The following is a 20,276-nucleotide window of genomic DNA, read 5'->3' as shown; positions in this document are numbered from 1 at the left end:
AGAAAGCCGAGGTCCGATGCTGAACCCCCGGGCAGCCGAAGGCGATCTCACCGCCAAAGCGCGCATCCGCAACGCCGCCATCGACCTGTTCGCCGAGCACGGCGAGTCCAAGGTGTCCCTGCGCGCGGTTGCCTCACGCGCCGGAGTGACGCTCGGGCTGGTCCAGCACCACTTCAAGACGAAGGCGGGCCTGGTAGACGCGGTGGACCGGCTGGTCGTCGACTACTTCGACGCGGCCGTCACCTCGGTCGCCCCCGCCGGCTCGACCGCCGAGCTGGCCGCCGCACGCGACGAGGCGGTGCGAAAGATGTTGCAGGACACCCCCGCTGTGGTGAATTACGTCCGGCGAGCCGTGCTCGAGCCGTCCGACACCCAGCTCCACCTGCTGGAGTCCCTGATCGCGCTGACACGACGAGAAGTCACCACCCTGCGCGCGGCGGGGCTGGCCTCAAGCACGCGACGCGAATCCATCCAGATCGTCGCGGTGCTCGTCCGCCAATTCGGCGACCTGCTGCTCGCGCCGATGATCGACGCCGTGTGGGAACGAGTAGCCGAATACAGCGACGCCCCCAGACCACGGCTCTCTGTCACCGTGACAGAGTGAGCTCGGGGCTGGGGGCGTCGTTCCTGGCGATCGGTCGAACCGACCGCGGACACGATCAGCTCAGGTGATGGACCTCTTGCAACCCGTAGACCGGGGTCGGAACTCCTTCGAAACGAGCCTTCAGCTGCAGCGCCAGATACAGCGAATAGTGGCGGGACTGATGCAGGTTGCCGCCGTGGAACCACAGCCCGGGCTGCTTGGTCGGCTTCCACATGTTGCGCAGTTCCCCTTCCCAGGGGCCGGGGTCCTTGGTGGTGCCCGAACCGTAGCCCCAGCACTTGCCCACCGCGTCCGCGACGTCCTGTCCGATGAGATCGGCCGCCCAGCCGTTCATCGACCCGTAGCCGGTCGCGTAGACGACGAGGTCGGCGGGCAGTTCGGTGCCGTCGGCCAGGATCACGCTGTCCTCGGTGAGTTCACGAACCTGCCCGTGCGCCAGACGGATATCGCCGTTGGCGACGAGTTCGGCGGCGCCCACATCGATGTAGTAGCCCGAACCTCGGCGCAGGTATTTCATGAACAATCCGGAGCCGTCGTCGCCCCAGTCGAGCTCGAACCCGGCGCGTTCCAGGCGCGCGTAGAAGTCGGCGTCGCGCTCACGGATCGCGGCGTAGACCGGTATCTGGAAGTCGGGCATGATCCGGTACGGCAGCGACGCGAAGGAGAGATCGGCTTTCTGCGTGGTCATTCCGGCCGCCACGGCTCGCTCGGAGTACAGGTCGCCCAGGCCGAGTTCCATCAGCGAATCCGACTTCACGATGTGGGTGGAGGACCGCTGCACCATGGTGACGTCGGCACCCGCCTCCCACAGGGCGCCACAGATGTCGTGGGCGGAGTTGTTGGCCCCGATCACCACGGCACGTTTGCCCGCGTAGCGGTCCGGCCCGGGGTGCCGGCTGGAGTGGTGCTGCTCGCCCCGAAAGCGCTCCATCCCTGGGAAATTCGGGATGTTCGGTTTGCCCGACATCCCGGTCGCGAGCACCAGGTGGTGGGGGCGCAGCACGAGCGGGTCACCGTCGCGTTCCACCTCGACCACCCAGGTTTCGCTCGCCTGGTCGTAGCGCGCCGAGGTGCAAGTGGTCTTGGACCAGTACGGCACCTCCATCACCTTGGTGTACATCTCGAGCCAGTCGCCGATCTTGTCCTTCGGCGCGAACACCGGCCAGTTGTCGGGGAACGGCAGATACGGCAGGTGGTCGTACCAGACCGGATCGTGCAGGCACAGCGACTTGTACCGCTTGCGCCACTGGTCACCGGGCCGGTCGTGCTTGTCGACGACGAGTGCGGGCACACCGAGCTGGCGTAGCCGCGCGCCGAGGGCGATGCCGCCCTGTCCCCCACCGACGACGAGCACGAACGGCTGCCGGGTGTAGCCGAGTTCGTGCTGTTCGCGTTCGCGTTGCTCGGACCAGGTCACCCGGGCGCGGTCGGCGCCGTGACGCACACCCCGTGGCCGTCGCGGGCCCTTGTTCTCCTCGAAACCCTTCAGCTCCTGCATGGTGGTGAGCAGCGTCCAGGCGCCTTCGTCGGTGAGCCGCAGGTGCCCGACACCGCGTCCGGCTCCGGTCTCGAACCCGATCCATGCGCTGATCACCCCGTCGGCCTCGGTCGGCGTCTCGGTGGTGTGGAATCCGGACGGGTCGGTGTCGGCGAGCTGGGCGCGCAGCATGTCGGCGATGCCCGGCCGGCCTTCGACGGTCTTGATGTTCCAGGTGAACGCGATCAGGTCGCGCCAGAAGCTGTCGGTGGCGAACATGCTCGCCGCCGTGTCGACATCGCGCGCGGCCAGGGCCGCTTCGAACGCCGTCAGCCAGGCGTCCACCCGCTGCTGGGGTCCGGCTACGTCCGACCCGTCGACGACGGGATCGAGTGTCTGGGTCATCGAATCCTCCTCCACAATCTGTGACATGAAGCACACGTCATGCGGGGCGGGTGGCACAATCGTTGCAGCGCGTTGCAGCGCTGGCAGACAGCACCGATGAAGGGCGCAGGCGTGGGCGATTTCGGCGCGTTCGAACCCGGCACCGACCTTTCCGGGTACGCGCGTGAGCTGATCCGCATGCACGACGCCGTGATCGCCGGTGGGCGTTCGCCGCTGCGGCCTCGTCCGCTCGTCGCCCGGTCGTGGTCGCGGGTGCTGGCGGCGGGTCTGGTGCCCGACCAGCCGAGGGCGCGCTCGATGCTGGCCGTCGACGATGTCGAACGCAGGCGCCGCGAATCCTCGCTCACCGCGGTGATCGAGGATCTCACGCAGGCGCTGTCCGACCTCACCGACACCGCTTCCCAACTGATGCTGGTGGTCGCCGACGCCGAGGGCGTGATCCTCTGGCGGCACGGCTCGGCGAAGGCGCGCCACCGGGCCGACACCCTCGGTTTCCGCGAAGGCGCGCGCTGGACCGAGGACGCGGTCGGCACGAACGCGATCGGCACCGCGCTGGCCGAGGCCAATCCGGTCCAGTTGTTCTCCGGTGAGCACTTCGAGCAGTTCCAGCACCCCTGGTTCTGCACGGCGGCCCCGATCCACGACCCACGCACCGGCACCCTGCTCGGAATCGTCGACATCAGCGGTCCAGCACTGGCCCTGCATCCGGCTGTCACCGCGCTGGTGCGCACCGGCGTGCGGCTGGCCGAAGCGCAACTGTGGCGTCATCACGAGACCCGGCTCGACCGGCTGCGTTCGGCGGCGGGCCCCGCCCTGGCCGGGCTGTCCGGCCCTGCCCTGGTCGTCGACGACAACGGCTGGGTCGCCCAGGCCGTCGGTGTGGGCGCCACGCACCGGGTGGCCGTGCCGGGACCCGACCGCCCGATCACCGTTCCCGGGCTCGGACTGTGCACCGCCGAACAACTCGCCGACGGATGGCTGATCCGCCCGGACTCCGGCTCCCGGCTCACCCGATTGGAACTGGACCTGTCCGGGCCGCCGACCCTGCGCGCAGTCGGCGGCGAATCCACCTGGTGCTGTGCGCTGTCGGCGCGCCATGCCGAGATCCTGCTGCTGTTGCACCTGCACGGCCGGCAGGGCATGACGGTCGGACGGCTCAGTGAAGCGCTGTTCGGCGATGCGGACCACGCCGTCGCGGTGCGCGCCGAGATCTCCCGACTGCGGCGGACACTCGGTTCGGTGGTGGCGAGCCGCCCCTATCGGATCGCCGAATCTACTAGTCTCACAGTTTCTTTCGGCTCAGCCGAGCGCCTCGCAGACTGCGATTTCGTCCGGCACAGCGCGGGACCCGGCCTGCGCGCACTCTGCCGGTGACCTTCGCGGCCGATGCCGCACTCGGACGATCAGCGCCGGGACGGAATGCACGCATCCCGGCGCTGAACGGGCGCCGACAGAGCCGATAGTCAAGGCAGCCTTCGATGCCAGATCAACTGACCGTTGCGGTGATCTTGATCGCCGGTGTGACCTTGTACTCGGTGGCGAAGGTGATCGTCTCGTCCTGGGTCAGGAGACCCTGACAGGTCAGCGCCCCGGTATCGGTCTTGCCCAGCTTCACCATGGCCGTAGTCGCTTTGAGAGCAGAAGTGGCGTTCGTGTACGTCATCGCGGTGTGATGGGTCCAGAACGCGCACGAGTTTCCGGCGACCGTATTGAAGACCAGGTTGATCGAGTTGAACAGGTCGCCGTTGACCAGCGAGGTCGTCCCCGTGGCCGGGTTGTAGGACTTGCCCGTGAAGTTCGAGGCGCCTGCCGCCGCGGTGAACTGCCCTCGCCACGCCGCGCCGTCGGGAGCGGTGCAGGTGATCAGGTCCGTGTACTTGATGGCACCGAGCCCGGAGGTCGTCCGGGTACCTGCGGGCAGGGAGCCCGATGAGGTCAGGCTCGGACAGGTGAATATCATTGTGCCGCTTTTGTTCTTCACGACCAGCGGTCCCGACACCGCCGAGAAGGCGCCGTTGCTGTTGGGGTTGACGACTGTCCAGGTGGTGGTTGCCGCGTGCGCGGGCGCCGAGAGCGCGGCGGTCGCGAGCAAGGGTGCGGCCACGGTGATCGCTGCCAGAAGATGGCTGGTGCGCATTCCGAACATAGTGGTCTCGATTCATCAAACCAGAGAACGCATCAGGCGACCGACTGGATCGTCGTGCCGCGAGACGCACCGGGCATAACGGCCCAGCCAGATGACCGTATCAACGAAACCTGGTGCTCAGCACAAGCTTTGAACTAATTCGTTTTCAAACCAATCAGTCAGGAATTATTGATCCACAGCAGCACGCCCGCAGCACGGAGTTCGACTCAGGCCGGGAACACACCGGCCAGCACTGCACCGATCTGCGCCACCGCGCGGTCGACACTGCCGGTCGGCTGGAACAGGTGACTCAGGGTGAGCCGCACCATGATCTCGACGATCGTGGTGATCTCCTCGTCGGACAGCTGAGGCAGTCGGTAGTAGTCGCGCACCGTGATCGTGAGCGCGTCGACCGCCCGGACGAGCACCGGCTGCGCGTCGCTCACCAGGGCGGGCAGCAGGGCGGTATCGGCGTCCTGGCGAGCGGCGAGGACGGCCTTGATCAGCGTGTTGTCACCGGCGGTACGCAGGGTGTACTCGGCAGCGGCGGTGATCCCGGCGAGCGGGTCGGCCGGATGCTCGGCCAGCGTGTCGGCCACCCCGCTCAGGTAGATGCCGGTCTCGCGCTCGATGAGGGCATCCGCCAATGCTTGCTTGGTGCCGATCTCCTTGTAGAGGACCGGCCTGCTGATGCCGACTTCCTTTGCGATGCGCGACATGTTCACCGCGCCCCACCCTTCGGAAACGACCATGGTGCGGGCGGCGTCGAGCATGCGGTCGCGCAACAGCTGACGCATCTCGGACTGGAAGTTCAGCGATTCGGCCACCCAGTCATCGTACATGTGGCCTGGACTGACAGCTTCGTTGACAACTGTTGCCTATGTGTATTTACTGAGAACACATCGGCATCAGTTGTAAACAAGCTCGACAACACCCGGGACAGGTCTCGGTGATCAGGAGAACGAGATGACGACCTCGCGAAACCACGAAGAACCGGCCACGACCCCGCAATGGCGTGATTCCAAGCGCTATCTGTGGTTGTTCGGCCTGGTCGCCCCGAGTGCGGCGATGCTGGCCACGGCGCTCGTCTGGGCGTTCAACCAGCTGGGCTGGCAGGTGGTGGCGCCGGTGTGGTGGTGGCTCGGCCCGATCCTGGTGTACGTCCTGCTGCCGACCCTCGACCGCTTCTTCGGGCCCGACGGTGCGAATCCGCCGGAAGAGATGATGGCACGGCTGGAGAACGACAGGTACTACCGCTACTGCACCTACGCCTACATTCCGCTACAGCTGTTCAGCCTGGTCTTCGCCTGCTACCTCTGGACCGCGGACAACCTGTCCTGGCTCGGAATCGACGGCGGTCTCGGCCTGGCCTCGAAGATCGGGTTGGCCTTCACCATCGGGGCGATGGGCGGCGTCGGCATCAACACCGCACACGAACTCGGCCACAAGAAGGACGAACTCGAGCGCTGGCTGTCGAAGATCACGCTGGCCCAGACCTTCTACGGGCATTTCTACATCGAGCACAACCGCGGGCACCACGTACGTGTCGCGACGCCGGAGGACCCGGCAAGTGCCCGCTTCGGCGAATCGTTCTGGAGTTTCCTGCCGCGCAGTGTGTGGGGCAGCCTGAAGTCCGCGTGGGAACTGGAGGCCACCCGCCTGCGCCGGCTCGACAAGAGCCCGTTCTCGCCGCACAACGACGTGCTCAACGCGTGGGCGATGTCGGTGGCGCTGTGGGTGGCGCTGGTCGCGGTGTTCGGCCCCGCGATCCTGCCGTTCCTGGTGATCCAGGCCGTCTACGGATTCTCCCTGCTGGAGACGGTGAACTACCTCGAGCACTACGGTCTGCTGCGGAGCAGGACCGCCTCGGGTCGCTACGAGCGCTGCACCCCCGAGCACAGCTGGAACTCCGACCACATCGTCACCAATATCTTCCTCTACCACCTGCAACGCCACAGCGACCACCACGCCAATCCCACCCGGCGCTACCAGATCCTGCGCCACATGGACGGCGCGCCCGAACTGCCCAGTGGCTACGCGAGCCTGATCGGCCTGGCCTATCTGACCCCCTTGTGGCGCAAGGTGATGGACCCTCGCGTGCTCGCGCACTACAACGGCGACATCACCCGGGTGAATATCCAGCCGAGCAAGCGCGCCGAGATCCTCGCGCGGTACGGAGCGATCTGATGGCCGCCTACCTCTGCCCCGTGTGCGACTACGTCTACGACGAGCGATTCGGTGCTCCCCGTGAAGGTTTCGCCGCGGGCACCGCTTGGTCGCTGATTCCCGAACAGTGGTGCTGTCCCGACTGTGGTGTCCGCGAGAAGGTCGATTTCGAACCGAAGGAACTCCGACGATGAACGACTACAAGCTGTTCCAGTGCGTCCAATGCGGATTCGAGTACGACGAGGCACTCGGCTGGCCGGAGGACGGGATCGAACCCGGCACCCGGTGGGACGACATTCCCGACGACTGGTCCTGCCCCGACTGCGGTGCGGCCAAGGCCGACTTCGACATGCGCGAGGTGAGTCGCGGATGAGCGAGCGGATCGTGATCGTCGGCGCCGGTGTCGCCGGTGCCACCGCGGCACACACCTTGCGCCGCGAGGGGTATGCCGGCGAGATCGTGCTCGTCGGCGCGGAACCGACGATGCCCTATCGTCGGCCCGCGGTCTCGAAGGAACTGCTGGCGGGCACCGCCTCGGCGGAACGCACCCTGCTGAAGCCCGCGAAGTTCTGGGCCGACAATGTCCTCGATCTTCGGACGGCGACCAGGGTCGACGCGATCGACATCGACCGCGCGTCGGTGCGATTGAGCACGGGTGAAGACCTCGGCTACGACAGCTTGCTGCTCGCGACCGGCGCGCGGGCACGCCACATCGACACCGCGTCCACCCGCGTGCACACCTTGCGGGCGCTGTCCGACATCACGGCGCTGCGAACGGCGATCGATGCAGGCGGGTCGCTGCTGATCATCGGCGGCGGGCTGGTCGGCTGCGAGGTGGCCGCCACCGCCCGCGGCCTCGGCGCCGATGTGACGCTGTTGCACGCGGGCCCCGCGCTGCTCGACCGGGTGGTGCCGCGGTCGGTGGCGGACCTGCTGCGCGACATCCATCACGAGCACGGTGTCGTCGTCGAAACAGATTTCAGTACAACGTATCTCGGTGACACAGCCGACGGCGTGACGGCCACGGCGGCCGACGGGCGCAGCTGGTCGGCCGGGGCCGCTCTGATCGCCATCGGAGCGGTGCCCGACACCGCCTTGGCCGAAGCCGCTGGCCTGGCCGTCGACGAGGGCATCGTCATCGATCAGCACTACCGCACATCGGCACCGGGAGTGTTCGCCGCGGGCGATGCGACCACCGCCTTCAACTCCCATCGCGGCGAGTTCGAGAGCGGCAGGCAGTGGAACTCGGCGATGTCCGCGGGGGCCGCCGCGGCCAGGGCCATGCTGGGCCGCCCCGCCGTCCCCGTCGAAATCCCCTGGGGCTGGACCGATCAGCACGGGCTCTCCCTGCAATTCGCAGGCTGGGTCCACCCGCACGACGACCTCCTCATCGAAGGCACCTTGGAATCGCGGGACTTCCTCGCCGTGGCCGTCCGCGACGGCCTGCCCGTCGGCGCCGTCGCGATGGCCAGGCCTCGGGAACTCCGCGCGGCGCGGGCGGCCATCGGCGCCGGTGCCCCCTGGCCCAGTTCGTTCCGCAATTCCGAAATAAGTGGAAACCTTTCCACAATTAACTATTCGGAGAAAACAACTAATAGCGGATAACGATATTCCGGGGTGCATCGATCGCGATTTCAACCACGGAAAGAAGATGGCGAGCTATATTTTTAAAACACCCACTTTGCAGTTGGGCATACCGTCACACCGCCGCTCGACATTTCCTGGAGATCGCCATGATATCGACCACTTCCCTGTTTCGTGCAGGCTTTATCGCTCCGGTGGCCGTCGCTACCGTCTTTTGTTTGGCCGCACCCGTCAACGCGGCACCGGTCAGCGTGAACTGGGCCTGCCGGGGCACCGTCCTCGGCATCAGCCAGACCTCGAACATGAACACGACGGTCACCGGTACGGCACCGGGCTCGGCGGCATCCGGATCCGCCGTGGCCATCACCATCACACCTGGTGCGTCGTCGGTGCCGAGTTCGGCTTCCGGCTTCACGGTGAACAACATCAGCAACCTGAAGATGACCATTCCCACGCCGGCGAATTCGACTCTGGTCTCGGCTACCGCCTCCGGAGGTAGCGTGGCGGGCACTGTCGCGACGTCCGGTGGGAACGTCGTGCTCACCATTCCCGGGCCGATCGCCGGCGGCACCAGCTTCACCCCGCCTGCGGTGACCCTCAATGTCACCGCGGGTGCCGCGGGGACGTCGATCACCAGCAAGTACGCGGGAACCAGCTACACCAGCCCCGGTATGACCATGACCACCAACGTGTCATTCGTCGGCAACGTAGCGACTTCGTGCTATCCGAACCCCTCCCCGACCCTGACCACAACGACCGTCACCTAGGCCCATGGACAGGCGCTACGGCACGATGACCCGCGCCCGCGTCGACAATCCGTGGTGAAGATGTCTGGACCGGGTCGCGCGAGCGGCCCGGTCCGGTCCCGGCGAGACCATATACATCACTATCGACAATGGTTGCCCCACTTGGGCTTTGGTGCGGGGTAACCATTTCGACCGAAAAGTCCGATGGGCGTATCGCACCCGCCATCGTGTCGTACGCTGCATGTCCGACACAGCCACGGTTCACTTCGGCGGCCGCGGTGGTGCCGCTCTCGTGATGTTCGATCGACAGGAGCCACCATGCCCCCTTCGAACGCCCGGCGGCGATCTTTCCGCCCGTAGGGAACCTCTGATCGGTGACTGCTGATGGGAAAGCTCGTGTGCCCCACTACTAGCGAACCCGCCCGGATCTCGGTCGAGCTCAAAAGGGCGCTGGAGTTCTATCACGGATCCGTCGAGGATCTGATTCGCGAATTGATCCGAGTGCTCGGCGTGAACGAGACCGATCGACGCGCACTCGAAATCGTGCTGCTCGAGGACGAGAAATCCACCACCCCGGGAAGGCTGGCCGAACGGCTCGGCCTCACCGCTGCGGGCGTCACGATCATGCTCAACCGGCTGGAGAAACAGGGCTATATCGTCCGCTCGCTGCATCCGACCGATCGTCGTCGGGTGATAGTGATGGCCACCGAACTCGCGGCCCATCGGGTACGGGAAATCGTCGTACCCATGATCGTCGAGAGTTACAAGATGTTGCTGAGCTATTACAACACCGCCGAACTCGAAATAATCGCGGACTTTCTGACCCGCGCGGGCGAACTGCAACAAATACACCGGCAACGGTTACGCGAGGTACATCCCTACTCGAAACCCTGAAATGGGCCGCGACGTCCGCATTGTTGCCACCGGTTCGCACGGTGGGTATACCTCGAGGGAGAACGCAGGATGGAATCCGTCGACCACAGCGAAATCGAACCCGGGACTCGGGCTCTGCGTCGATACGGGCGGCACGCCTCGGCCGCACCCGCCGATCGATACCGGCGGCGGATGTCACGTACGGGGGTCGCGGCTGCGGTCATCGGCACGGGAATCGGGATATCGCTGATAATGCCGGCCGATTCGAGCCCGCCGATATCGGCGAACAATGCGGCGACGTTCTCGGGCGAACCGTCCGTACAGACTTCCGGCTACTGCGCCGTCGACGACAGTCCCGCTGTGGTCGATTCCGGCGCGGCGGCCGACGCACCGAGTGAGATCGCCTTTCCTGATGTCGCCTCGGATGCCGGCCCGGCTACCGATGCCGGATTCGACCCACCCGACACCGAAACGCCGAGCACTGCCCCCGCACCGGAAACGACGACCATCGTGAGCACCGATCCCTTGCCTGCGGATTCGCCGGATACCTCGGTCAGCGTGAGTTTGTCCGTCACGGCAAGCCTTTCGGTACAGGCCACACCGCCGCCACAAGATCCGGGTGTCGCGTCGGTCCCGGAATCCACAGTGCCCGTCACCGCGATTCCCCCGGACATCTCGACCGTCGGTCCGAGCACAGTCCCACCGAGCTCGACCACCGCCGCGCCACCGACGACCACAACGACGCGGCCCCCTCCCGCGACTACGACGCCGACTGCGACGAAGCGCGCACGCCCGACTCCATCCCTCGCGCGCCCACCGTCCACGTCGTCACCAGCAACGACAACGAGGTAGACGCCTCGCAGACCACCACGCGAATCCTGAGCTCGGCGAGCACCGGCATCCACATCGGTTTCAGGAGGGGCCCACACGTCGGTACCTACGAGGTCGTCACGCTCAGTACCGACGGAAAGTCCGCTGAACTGCGTCTCGTCGAGCTACGCGACATGCACGATGGAGATGGTGGCCTGCTCAGTTCACCGCGTAGGGGTAGGCGTCGGAACGGTCCTGGAACGACAGGATCCGGGGGTTCTGCACGCGACCGCCTCGAATCTCGATGGCGCGGCGGATCGTGTCGCTGGCGTCCCACGCGCCGGGGCCGGCGAGCACGACCGGCAGGTATTCGAGCAGGGCCTCGGAGTTCTCCCAGGTCGCCGAGTCCCACAGGAACGACGGGCTGTGATCGACACCGTAGTAGTGCAGTTCGGTACCCACGGTGAACATGGGGTCGGCGAACGAGGTGGGGCGCGCCCATTCGAAACCCATCCCCTCGTCGCAGGACACGTCGATGAACAGCGTGCCGCGCGCGAACAGGTCGAGGTCGTCGTTCGTCACGAATGTCAGTGGTGCCTCGGTGTCCTGGAACATGCAGTTCACGACCACGTCGTAGCCGGCCAGCATCTCCGCGAGCGGGCCCGGTTCCGGTGCCTTCAATGCCAACGTACGGCTCGGGGTGGCCGGGTCGCGCTCGAAGTGCTGCATCCGCACCGAGGCGAAGGGCGAGGCCACCGCCGACACGCTGCGCTGGGTCAGCACCGTCACATCGCTGATGCCCAGCGCCGACAGCGCCCGCACCGCGCCGCGCGCGGTAGCACCGAAGCTGATCACCGCGGCTCGCATCCGGCGGCCGTAATCGCCGGTGACGCCACGCAATTGGAGTGCGTGCAGCACCGAACAGTAGCCGGCGAGCTCGTTGTTCTTGTGGAAGACGTGGACGCTGAACACGCCTGCCTTCGTCCAGTGGTTCATCGCCTCCCACGCGATCAGGGTCAGCTCCCGATCGATGGCCAGCTGGGTGATTCGCGCGTCCTGCACACAGTGCGGCCAGCCCCACACGATCGTGCCGGGCCGCATCTGCTCGAGGTCTTCGGCCAGCGGTTTGGCCAGCAGCAGCACATCGCATTCGGCGAACAGCTCTTCGCGGGTGCGGAACCCGGCGACCAGCGGAGCGAGTGCCTCGTCGGAGTAACCGAAACGGTCACCATAGCCACGTTCGAGAAAGATCTGCCCGCGCAGTCCCGGGTCGATGCGGTCGAGGTGGGCCGGATGGATGGCCAGCCGATGCTCGTTTTCCTTGCGGGAGGTCGCGACGACGCCGACGGTCAGGTCTTTCACAGTTGCTTCACCTGGTGAGCCTACCCGCTACCTTCACCCCGGCTCGATCGGGTCGATGCATCGAGCCCGCCGAGGCCGGTCGCTCGTCCGTCTTGCGGGTTTCGGGGCGAGCGTATGGTTTCGCCACATCGATCCACTGAGATGTCTCGGTCTCAGGTGTTACCGCATCGGCGCCGTATGCGCTTGGATTCAATGATGAACACACCGCACATCCCAGCGCGGACGACGACTGCGGCCCGTCGGCACCTCTCGTACCCGATGTTCGCTGTCATAGTCCTCGTCTACCTCGCCATCATCCAGGGCGGTGGCATACTGATGAAGCACCTCAGCGGGGAAGACGACTTCCGCTCCACCAGGGCGTTGTTCTACGGCATGATCATCCCGCTAGGTGCCGCTTTGATCTTCACCTACGCCGTCATCGCTTACCTCGGCTGGTTACGGCCGGTCCTGCGAGACGACCGGCCGACCCGATCGTGGGTTCGTGTGGTGCCGATCGTTCTTCTGGTCGCGGTCGCCGGCGGTATCAGCTACACCGCGCTCGCGGAGAAGGGGGGGCTGTTCGTCGTCGTCCTGCTGATCGCCACCCAGTTCGTCGGGTGGGGCGAGGAAGGCATGTTCCGCGGCATCGGGGTCGTGGTGCTGCGCGATCACGGTCTCACCGAGGGCCGTGTCGCGCTGTGGTCGAGTCTTGTATTCGGCGCGGTACACCTGGCCAACGGCATCACCCATGGAGCATCGGCGATCTTCCAGGCGGTCGTCGTCAGCCTCGCGGGCTACTTCTTCTATCTCACTCGCCGCGTCACGCGAGGCAACATCGCCAACTCCGTCATCCACGGTCTGTTCGACTTTAGCCTGCTCACTGGAACCGCGATTCTCGTCGACCAGAAGTTCTATCCCGGCACCATCTTCCCGATCCTGGTGTATCCACTGTTGGCGATCATCCTGCTGGTGCGGCGCCACTCGATCGAACCCGTCGAGCGGCACGCCTGACCTGTTGTCTCCGCGCGGGATGGCGTGGTGTGACTTCACCGCTCGGCATCGGTCCGCACTGGGTGGGGCAACCCGCCGTCGAGATCTGGAGCGTCGCTGGGCGTCTCGCTCAGGCGCGGTCGCGGCGGGTGCGGAACGGCTCTAGCGTTGCGGGTCGTCGTCGGACCGGTGGTGCGCGGGGGCGAGGAAGGTCGGGAACTGGTGGCCGGTGGTGGTCGGTGTTGCCGCCGTTGGTTCGTTGTGGTGGGGGGTGCTGAACAATGGGACAGCGTTCGAAGACACGGCGAGTTCTACCTCGTCGGGGCGGGCGGGTTCCGGAGGACGGCCGGACGTGCGCGGGTGTAGGTCGGTCATGGATTCCCCCTGGGAGTGGCTTCGAGCCGTGGTGACACCGAGCATAGCGACGACCTCCGACAACCCCTGTATGGTCGCATGCCCGTCCGGTTTCCCTCGGTTCAGGACGGTCGGACCGTCCGAACTGCGGGCGTGCCCGGGAAGGTCGGGCCCGCTCGAGTGGTTGCCTTTCGTGTGACCGTCCACGCTCCCGCCCTGCACCCTTTCGTCCTCGAGCGCTACAGCCCCAACGGTTTCCGCCGTGACCACACGCTGTCGTCGGCCGAGGTCAGCTCGCTGTTCGAAGCTGCCCGGCGCGCGCCCTCCGCAGGGAATTCACAACCGTGGCGGTTCATCGCCGGTGTGCGCGGGGATGCTGTTCATCGGCGGCTCGCCGGTTTCCTCGCCCGAAGTTCCGCGGCCTGGGCACCGGATGCGAGCCTCCTCGTCGCCAACCTCGTACAGCGACGGGTGGCGGACACCGACTTCGAGTACTCCGAGTTCGCCGACTACGACCTCGGACAGGCCGTGGCGCACCTGACCTTTCAGGCACACGAACTCGGACTCCAGGTGCATCAGTTCCGGGCATTCGACCGGGACGGACTGCACCACGAGTTCGCGTTGCCCGATCATTGGAAGATCGCGACGATGGCGGCCGTCGGGCTGCCGGTCGGTGACGCCACTGGTACGGACCGTCGACGTAAACCGCTGAACGACATCATGTGGACAGTCGCGAACATTGTTTCGCAGCAAGCACAATCTTCCACTACGGGCTGACGCCGAGAGAACTACCGTGGAACTCCGCATCTACACGGGCCGCGTCGCTCGATACTGTCGGCGCGCACCGGGAACGGAGATATCGCATGGCGGAGATCTCGGCCGACAGTGCGCCGATCGACTATTCGAAGGATCCGATCGGTGCCGCCCGGCAAGGGACCAACCCGGCCGTCATCGGACGGATGCGGAGCGGATGGGCGGTCATCGGTAGCACGCAGCACCTCCCGGGGTACTGCGTACTCATCCATGACGGGGACGCCGACCAGCTCACCGAGCTGCCGAGAAGTGATCGAGTCGCCTTCATGCGCGACATGGTGATACTCGGCGAAGCCGTCGAACGTGCCTGTCGCGCCGCGGACCCGGGGTTCCTCCGGATCAACTACGAAGTCCTCGGCAACTTCTGGCCGCATCTGCACGGTCACATTCACGCGCGCTACCACTGGGAACCGGAGCACCTCAGAGTGGGACCGGTCGCACGCTACGGATCCGAACGCGAAGCGCCGGAGCATCGGCTCGGCCCCCGGCATGATCCGTTGCGGGCCGCCATTTCGACTGCGCTCCAGGAAATCCTCGCCGAGGAATGACCGGACCCGACAGGTAGACCGCGCCGCCGCCGGGTCTCATCAGCGACGCCCTCGAGGAGGATGCGATCTCCCCGAGGGCGTGCGGTGCGATCAGCTCCACCCGGCGCTGATTACGTGAATCGAGGCCACTATCCCGTTCGGCACGGTTCGTCGTGTGGACGTGGTTGCGGGGCGCCCGAGAGCCCTTCCCGTGAGTCCGGCACCGTGAACGAGAGGGCCGGGTTGTTTCCGGCGAGCGCCTTTCCGAAGGCGGCTACCGTCCCCGGCCAGGCATTGGTGACGGTGCCGTCGGCCGTTTTCCACCAGGTGGTTGCGTTGCCGTCGCGCCAGACGGTGCGGTCGAGCGCGTCGTCGAGGTGGTTCAGGTAGGTCGCCATCGCCTGTTCGGTGACCTCGATCGGTTCGCGCAGGCGGGCGCTGAGTGCCAGGCAGCGCATGATGTAGCGGACCTGGTGCTGTTTGACGGCGGGGTTGCTGTTGGTCGGGGTGAACGAGTGCGGTCCCGCGATCAGGTAGAGATTGGGAAAGCCGGGAACGGCCAGTCCGTAGAAGGCGGTCGGGCGGCCCTCGGTTCGCCACCGGTCGTGCAGCTCGACACCACCCCGGCCATGGACCCGGACGCCGTCGAGGAATTCCCGGGCGCGGAAGCCGGTGGCCAGGACGACGAGGTCGGCGCGGCGTTCGATGCCGTCGACAGTGCGGATACCGTCTGGGACGATCAGGTCGATCGGGTCGGTGACGAGTTCTACGTGGGGCTCGGTGAGCGCGCGGTAGTACCCGCTGTCGATGAGGATGCGCTTCTCCCCGATCCGGTGGTCCGGGGTGAGCTTTCGGCGCAGCTCCGGATCGCGTACCTGGCGTCGAAGATGTTCCCGCGCAACCAATTCCAGCGATTTGGCCGACCACCCGGCATGAGTGGTCGGGGCCAGCACCAGGTCGGCGGCGCGGTACAGTCCGGCGCGGTACAAGCCGTGCAGGCCGGGTATATGGGTCAGCGCCCACCGCGACATCGCTCCGAACGATGCGGCGGGCTTGGGCAGTACCCACGACGGGCTCCGCTGGTAGACGGTGACCGACGAAGCGGTGCGAGCCAGCTCCGGAATCATCTGTGCCGCCGAGGATCCGGTACCGACCACGGCGATGTGTCCGGTGAGGTCGGCGGTGTGATCCCAGCGCGCGGAGTGGAACATCGGGCCACCGAAGGTGTCGGCTCCGCGCAGCTGTGCGACAGCGGGCCGGTGCAGCTGGCCGACCGCCCACACCACCGCTCTGGTGCGGATCTGGTCACCCGCCGACGTGGTGAGCGACCAGGTGCGGTCGGCGTCGCGGTAATCGGCGCTCACCACGGCGGTGTCGCAGCGCAGATGGGGACGCAGCCCGTGCCGGTCGGTGACCGCACCCAGGTAGGACAGGATCGCTTGCGCGTCGGGGTAGCGCACCCGGGGGTCACGGTAGGGGTCGAAGGCGAGCGAGTACAGGTGTGCGGGCACGTCGCAGGAACAGCCCGGGTAGGTGTTCTCCCGCCACACACCGCCGACCTCGGGCCCCTCCTCGAGGATCAGGAAGTTCCGCACACCTGCCTCTTTGAGTTCCCATGCCATGGTGAGCCCACCGAACCCGGCCCCTACGACGACGACCTCGTATTCGACACTGTGTCCGGTCATGCCCGCACCTGCCCGGTGATCGAGCGCATCGCCTCGCCGAACGGCGCGGTCTTCCCGCCCGCCCAGGTTTCCCACCACCGCAGGTAGTCCGGCGACGCCATCGGCGCGTCGAAGGGCTCGAGTTCGATGTCGAAGCCGTCGACCAGAACATTCAGATATGTACCGAGATAGTCGATGCCACAACGCAATTCCTTGTGCACGCGGTGGGCGTGCCGGGGCGTCAGTTGTCCGTGAGCAGCGAACCAGCTGCCGTGCGCGCGGATTCGCTCCAGCGCGTACACAACGCAGGCGGACTCGAGCAGGTGGCGGGCCGAAGCGTCGTCGGCAGTGACACAGGCCTGGAACAACGCGGTGGCGGCGAGCCTTTCGCTGGTGGCGGCGGCGAGCTCGACGGCGGCGGTATCGCCGTCGACCGCGGTGCTCGCGACGGCGATGTCACCACGGCGCAGCGCGGCGGCGAGCGCCGATTCCCGCTCGGCGAGCATGCGGATGTACCAGGGCAGAAGGTCCGGCGTGGCAGGCAGCGTCAGGGCGGTCTCCGCGCGGGCGATGAGGTGCCCGGCCTGCTTCCAGAGCAGCTGGGACTCGCCCTCGGCGGTGATGATGCCTTCGGTGTTGCCGATCCAGTCGATGATCCAGTTGGTGCGCAGCGATCCCTGCGCCGCACTGCGCTGACGGCAGGTCAGCAGCACGTCGTGGGCGGTGTAGGCCAGCAACGGTTTGGCCAGCATCGACCACAGCGCGGAGAACGGTTCGGCGGCGGCCACGCGCAGGTCCTGGATGCGGCGGCCGAGGATGCTGCTGGCGTAGGTCGAGGCCAGTGCGGAGACCAGATCACGGCGAACCGTTCCCCGGTCGGCCATCGAGGTCCGGCCGCCCGGGCGACGCTGATCGGCGTAGTTCACCGTCACCGCCAGCGCCGCACGCGCACCGGCGGCCGCCGCGCCTGCCAAGTCCAGCCTGCCCTCCCCCAACGCCGTGATCGCGCGGTGAAAGCGTTGCCGCACCGGAACTTCCGATTCGATTCCAGCAGCGCCGAGCACGGCCCACCGGCCGCCGAGCAGTGCGTCGGCCGGGACGAACACCGCGTCGAACCGGATCAGCGCGTGATCCATCGGCGCCCAGCCCTTGTCGGGCAGCGGCGCGACATTCAGACCGGGCACGAGGCCCTGCCCGGTACGCAACCTCAGCAGGAAGGGCAGCACGCCTTCGTCGCGACCGTCGGCGATCAGGCGGGCGGTGACCACACCCGTCTTGCGGGTGGTCGGATCAGCCATGTTCGGCATGAACTTCCAGCTCGCGGTACCGGGCGAGTCGAGCCAGAACCCACCACGGGCGCCGTCCCAGGTGGCGGTGGTCTGCTGGTCGGCGCCGTTGGTGCCACCGAGCTCGGTCAGCAGCAGCAGGCCGATCGCCTCCCCGGTGTCGAGTTCGGCGAGGAGTTCCCGCTGGTACGCCGAACCGTTGCCGAGTGCGGTGATCGCCCCGATCGCCAAGTCGAGGTGGCCGGTGAGCACGGGCAACAGGTGCGGGGCGTAGACAGCTGCCCACTCGCACAGCGCACCGCGCAACCGGGGGTCGGCGGCGATGGCCGTTGCCGATCCACCGAGGGCCGCGATCGTCGCGCGCAGCAGATCCGGTGCCAGCGCGGCCTCCGCAGAGGAGGTGAGTCCCGATCGTGGCCGGTCGTTCAGGGCGATGGTCGTGGCGCGCACCCGGCGGTGCGTCGCACGCGAATCGCCGAGAATCGCCGTTCGCAACGACTCGACCGTCGGGTCGGCCGGTGCCGTGAGCGGCCGATGGGCCGAATCCGGGCACACGGGAACAACAGGAACATCTAGTGTGGTCACAGCAGCGCTCTCCCAGTGTCTGCGTTGCTCCGCGCGGCGGTGGCGACCGCCACGCAGAGCTCTTTCGGGTGTCTCCCCGTGCTCGCGGGGAGGCACCCGATCCGATGTCCGGGGAGAATCCGCACCAGCACAACGGCGCGGCCCCGGTCCTGTACACGAACGACCGACCGCGGCGGCGGCCCACGGCCACACGGAATGCCCTTCGGGGCAGTAGAATTGAGCACACCCATACCGTCGGACTCCTCCATGACTCCGGACACAGCCGAACACTGATCGCCTGCCTCCGGGTCCGGGGTTTGCTCTCCGTCCGGCGCGCGCAACCGCAATCATCCAGCAATCGCTACCCTGGATCAGGTGTGTCGCGGTCGAGTCGGGGTGTCGTCCCGATCAGCAGCGGCGTGGGGGTTGACCAGCGGGAATGATGACGCGTCAGCGAATGCGGGCGTGTGCGATCGACCTTCGGCCGTGAACCAGCTCGTCCGATGGGCACCCGAATACCACTGACCGACGACCCATCAATGGACGCCCATTCCCGAACCGCTCGGCGCCTGTGGGAAATACGATCGTGCTCGGTCGCGTCCACCGGGGTGCGATGCCGGGAGCTGTTGGGAGACAAGCGTGGTCGAACGGTTTCGGAGCGTGGTGGATGTGCATCTGGTCTTGGTGCGCGACGGGAAGTTGTTGTGGTCGCGGCGGTCGAACACCGGATTCGCCGATGGGCAGCTGGGATTGGTGGCCGGGCATCTCGAGGAGGGCGAGGACGTGGTCGAGACAGCCATTCGGGAGGCCGAGGAGGAAGTGGGGATCCGGCTACGCCCCGAGGATCTGACGTGCGTGCACGTCATGCAGCACCGGTACGGAAATCAGCCGCACAGAGTGGGGTTCTTCTTCCGCGCCGAACGGTGGGACGACGACGTGGTCAACCGCGAACCGCACAAGTGCTCCGAGCTGACATGGCGGGAGATGAGCGAGATTCCCGGCGACGCGATCGCCTATCAGGTGGCGGCGATGCGCCGGATCGCCGACGGTGAGAGTTTCAGCGTGTACGCGACGGACGGGCGATGAGCTGGAACATGCGGGCGAAGTGGGGGTACGGCGCCCGGTTGGCCAAGGCCAGTTCCAGGCGTTCCAGATCGGCGTAGAAGTCGGAGTCCGATTTACGGGCGTCGTCGGTGATGAGGTCGCAGACGACGCGGATTCCGCTGTGGCCCAGCACTTCCAGGCCCGCGTCGCGCAGGTCGCCTGCGATGTCGTCGGCGTAGCAGGCTCGCGCTTCGGTGTCGTAGGTGACAGTGACACGGGTCGGGGCGTCGAGTAGGCGCAGCGCCTCGGTGAGATTCCGGGAACGGACCGCGGCGAGAAGGGGTCCGTGGCCGCGTTGGGAGCGATGACGGAGAGCAGACCTGTGGGCGCGAGCTGGGCCGCGAGGGCGGATATCGGTGATTCGGGGAGGTATTGGATCACATTGTGGCACAGCACGATATCGAACGCCGCGTGCCCGAATTCGGTCGCCAGGTCGTCGATGGCGACCGGCGCGGTGGTGATGTAGTCGGCGAGCCCGCGCTCAATGGCGAGCGCCTCGGCCGAGGCGAGGGATGGCCGTGAGAGATCGGCGATGGTCACCCGGTGACCGAGAGCGGCCAGCTCTACGGCATCCAGCCCGTTGCCTCCCCCGACATCGAGGGCCGTGAGGCTGCGCCCGGCCGGGAGACGCGTGGCGAGGTTTGCGGCGGCTATGCGGTATCGGAGCCTGCCCCAGGGGGTCGCCTGCCATCGTTCGAATGCGTCCAGTTTGCGATCGAAACCCGCGTCGTCCATCGACTCCCCCATGTCCGTTCGCCCCAGATTAGCCCTTCCCTCAGTGACGAGCATCACGGCGAAGTAGTTTGATTTCCGTATTACATCCCTCCCGGGGTAGTTACTATG

The 20,276-nt window shown here is 66.6% G+C and carries 22 protein-coding genes and 1 pseudogene; 12 read left to right on the top strand and 11 right to left on the bottom strand.

The window, feature by feature from the left end:
- Window positions 1-16 precede the first annotated feature (16 nt).
- On the top strand, window positions 17-604 hold the full coding sequence (locus tag ACSVDM_RS08265; protein WP_439263845.1) for a TetR/AcrR family transcriptional regulator: 588 nt from the start codon (window positions 17-19) through the stop codon (window positions 602-604).
- A 55-nt stretch (window positions 605-659) separates the two neighbouring features.
- On the opposite strand, the gene ACSVDM_RS08260 is transcribed toward ACSVDM_RS08265, so the two are convergent.
- Entirely contained in the window at window positions 660-2,486 is a 1,827-nt protein-coding gene (locus ACSVDM_RS08260) for an NAD(P)-binding domain-containing protein (protein WP_439263844.1), read from the bottom strand.
- Between the two features lie 111 nt (window positions 2,487-2,597).
- Between ACSVDM_RS08260 and ACSVDM_RS08255 the strand changes: the two genes are divergently transcribed.
- Window positions 2,598-3,860, top strand: a complete 1,263-nt coding sequence (locus ACSVDM_RS08255) for a transcriptional regulator (RefSeq protein ID WP_439264016.1) — start codon at window positions 2,598-2,600, stop codon at window positions 3,858-3,860.
- Window positions 3,861-3,972: 112 nt separating this feature from the next.
- Here the strand turns inward: ACSVDM_RS08255 and ACSVDM_RS08250 are convergent, their stop codons facing one another.
- Complete coding sequence (locus tag ACSVDM_RS08250) at window positions 3,973-4,623, bottom strand: hypothetical protein (RefSeq protein ID WP_439263843.1); 651 nt, start codon at window positions 4,621-4,623, stop codon at window positions 3,973-3,975.
- Between the two features lie 215 nt (window positions 4,624-4,838).
- Window positions 4,839-5,438 (bottom strand): TetR family transcriptional regulator, encoded by a 600-nt coding sequence (locus ACSVDM_RS08245; protein WP_439263842.1) that lies wholly within the window; start codon window positions 5,436-5,438, stop codon window positions 4,839-4,841.
- A gap of 139 nt (window positions 5,439-5,577) precedes the next feature.
- On the opposite strand from ACSVDM_RS08245, the gene ACSVDM_RS08240 reads away from it, so the two are divergent.
- The 4 genes from ACSVDM_RS08240 to ACSVDM_RS08225 are packed head-to-tail and all read left to right on the top strand — an operon-like array spanning window position 5,578 to window position 8,382.
- Entirely contained in the window at window positions 5,578-6,798 is a 1,221-nt protein-coding gene (locus tag ACSVDM_RS08240; protein WP_439263841.1) for an alkane 1-monooxygenase, read from the top strand.
- Window positions 6,798-6,971, top strand: coding sequence for a rubredoxin (locus tag ACSVDM_RS08235; RefSeq protein ID WP_067635371.1), 174 nt, complete (start codon window positions 6,798-6,800; stop codon window positions 6,969-6,971). The genes ACSVDM_RS08240 and ACSVDM_RS08235 overlap by 1 nt, the downstream gene beginning before the upstream one ends.
- Window positions 6,968-7,150 carry a rubredoxin gene (locus ACSVDM_RS08230; protein WP_067487552.1) on the top strand — a complete coding sequence of 61 codons (183 nt, stop codon included), beginning with the start codon at window positions 6,968-6,970 and terminating at the stop codon, window positions 7,148-7,150. Before ACSVDM_RS08235 ends, ACSVDM_RS08230 begins: the two co-directional genes overlap by 4 nt.
- On the top strand, window positions 7,147-8,382 hold the full coding sequence (locus tag ACSVDM_RS08225; protein ID WP_439263840.1) for an NAD(P)/FAD-dependent oxidoreductase: 1,236 nt from the start codon (window positions 7,147-7,149) through the stop codon (window positions 8,380-8,382). The genes ACSVDM_RS08230 and ACSVDM_RS08225 overlap by 4 nt, the downstream gene beginning before the upstream one ends.
- A 94-nt stretch (window positions 8,383-8,476) precedes the next feature.
- Here the strand turns inward: ACSVDM_RS08225 and ACSVDM_RS08220 are convergent, their stop codons facing one another.
- Window positions 8,477-8,809, bottom strand: a complete 333-nt coding sequence (locus ACSVDM_RS08220; RefSeq protein ID WP_439263839.1) for a hypothetical protein — start codon at window positions 8,807-8,809, stop codon at window positions 8,477-8,479.
- Between ACSVDM_RS08220 and ACSVDM_RS08215 the strand changes: the two genes are divergently transcribed.
- On the top strand, window positions 8,802-9,128 hold the full coding sequence (locus ACSVDM_RS08215) for a hypothetical protein (RefSeq protein ID WP_210739934.1): 327 nt from the start codon (window positions 8,802-8,804) through the stop codon (window positions 9,126-9,128). The two genes, ACSVDM_RS08220 and ACSVDM_RS08215, sit on opposite strands and share 8 nt — an antisense overlap.
- A gap of 363 nt (window positions 9,129-9,491) precedes the next feature.
- A complete protein-coding gene (locus ACSVDM_RS08210; protein ID WP_220138920.1) occupies window positions 9,492-10,001 on the top strand; it encodes a MarR family winged helix-turn-helix transcriptional regulator in 510 nt (169 codons plus the stop codon).
- 311 nt (window positions 10,002-10,312) lie between these two features.
- Here the strand turns inward: ACSVDM_RS08210 and ACSVDM_RS08205 are convergent, their stop codons facing one another.
- Both ACSVDM_RS08205 and ACSVDM_RS08200 read right to left on the bottom strand, forming a co-directional pair.
- Complete coding sequence (locus tag ACSVDM_RS08205; protein ID WP_439263838.1) at window positions 10,313-10,909, bottom strand: hypothetical protein; 597 nt, start codon at window positions 10,907-10,909, stop codon at window positions 10,313-10,315.
- A gap of 100 nt (window positions 10,910-11,009) precedes the next feature.
- Complete coding sequence (locus ACSVDM_RS08200) at window positions 11,010-12,152, bottom strand: N(5)-(carboxyethyl)ornithine synthase (protein WP_439263837.1); 1,143 nt, start codon at window positions 12,150-12,152, stop codon at window positions 11,010-11,012.
- Between the two features lie 258 nt (window positions 12,153-12,410).
- On the opposite strand from ACSVDM_RS08200, the gene ACSVDM_RS08195 reads away from it, so the two are divergent.
- Entirely contained in the window at window positions 12,411-13,142 is a 732-nt protein-coding gene (locus ACSVDM_RS08195) for a CPBP family intramembrane glutamic endopeptidase (RefSeq protein ID WP_439263836.1), read from the top strand.
- A 141-nt stretch (window positions 13,143-13,283) separates the two neighbouring features.
- On the opposite strand, the gene ACSVDM_RS08190 is transcribed toward ACSVDM_RS08195, so the two are convergent.
- Window positions 13,284-13,496: a hypothetical protein gene (locus ACSVDM_RS08190; protein ID WP_439263835.1), complete on the bottom strand. Its 213-nt coding sequence runs from the start codon at window positions 13,494-13,496 to the stop codon at window positions 13,284-13,286.
- A 174-nt stretch (window positions 13,497-13,670) separates the two neighbouring features.
- Between ACSVDM_RS08190 and ACSVDM_RS08185 the strand changes: the two genes are divergently transcribed.
- Together ACSVDM_RS08185 and ACSVDM_RS08180 are read left to right on the top strand one after the other, a co-directional pair.
- A complete protein-coding gene (locus ACSVDM_RS08185) occupies window positions 13,671-14,252 on the top strand; it encodes a nitroreductase family protein (RefSeq protein WP_439263834.1) in 582 nt (193 codons plus the stop codon).
- Window positions 14,253-14,338: 86 nt separating this feature from the next.
- A complete protein-coding gene (locus tag ACSVDM_RS08180) occupies window positions 14,339-14,836 on the top strand; it encodes a diadenosine tetraphosphate hydrolase (protein WP_439263833.1) in 498 nt (165 codons plus the stop codon).
- Window positions 14,837-14,964: 128 nt separating this feature from the next.
- Here the strand turns inward: ACSVDM_RS08180 and ACSVDM_RS08175 are convergent, their stop codons facing one another.
- Together ACSVDM_RS08175 and ACSVDM_RS08170 are read right to left on the bottom strand one after the other, a co-directional pair.
- A complete protein-coding gene (locus tag ACSVDM_RS08175; protein ID WP_439263832.1) occupies window positions 14,965-16,500 on the bottom strand; it encodes a flavin-containing monooxygenase in 1,536 nt (511 codons plus the stop codon).
- On the bottom strand, window positions 16,497-18,350 hold the full coding sequence (locus ACSVDM_RS08170) for an acyl-CoA dehydrogenase family protein (protein ID WP_439263831.1): 1,854 nt from the start codon (window positions 18,348-18,350) through the stop codon (window positions 16,497-16,499). The genes ACSVDM_RS08175 and ACSVDM_RS08170 overlap by 4 nt, the downstream gene beginning before the upstream one ends.
- Window positions 18,351-18,989: 639 nt before the next feature.
- Between ACSVDM_RS08170 and ACSVDM_RS08165 the strand changes: the two genes are divergently transcribed.
- On the top strand, window positions 18,990-19,415 hold the full coding sequence (locus ACSVDM_RS08165) for an NUDIX hydrolase (RefSeq protein ID WP_439263830.1): 426 nt from the start codon (window positions 18,990-18,992) through the stop codon (window positions 19,413-19,415).
- Here the strand turns inward: ACSVDM_RS08165 and ACSVDM_RS08160 are convergent.
- Window positions 19,387-19,824, bottom strand: a complete 438-nt coding sequence (locus tag ACSVDM_RS08160) for a hypothetical protein (RefSeq protein ID WP_439263829.1) — start codon at window positions 19,822-19,824, stop codon at window positions 19,387-19,389. The genes ACSVDM_RS08165 and ACSVDM_RS08160 overlap by 29 nt on opposite strands.
- Window positions 19,782-20,168, bottom strand: a pseudogene (locus ACSVDM_RS08155) (class I SAM-dependent methyltransferase); the annotation flags it as partial. The pseudogene ACSVDM_RS08155 and the gene ACSVDM_RS08160, both read right to left, overlap by 43 nt.
- Between the last annotated feature and the right edge of the window lie 108 nt (window positions 20,169-20,276).

Origin of the sequence: Nocardia sp. JW2, assembly GCF_051843015.1 — a bacterium.
GTDB classification, from domain to species: Bacteria; Actinomycetota; Actinomycetes; order Mycobacteriales; family Mycobacteriaceae; genus Nocardia; species Nocardia coubleae.
Note: the sequence above shows the minus strand (reverse complement) of the source record. Positions and strands in the feature narration are given on the sequence as shown.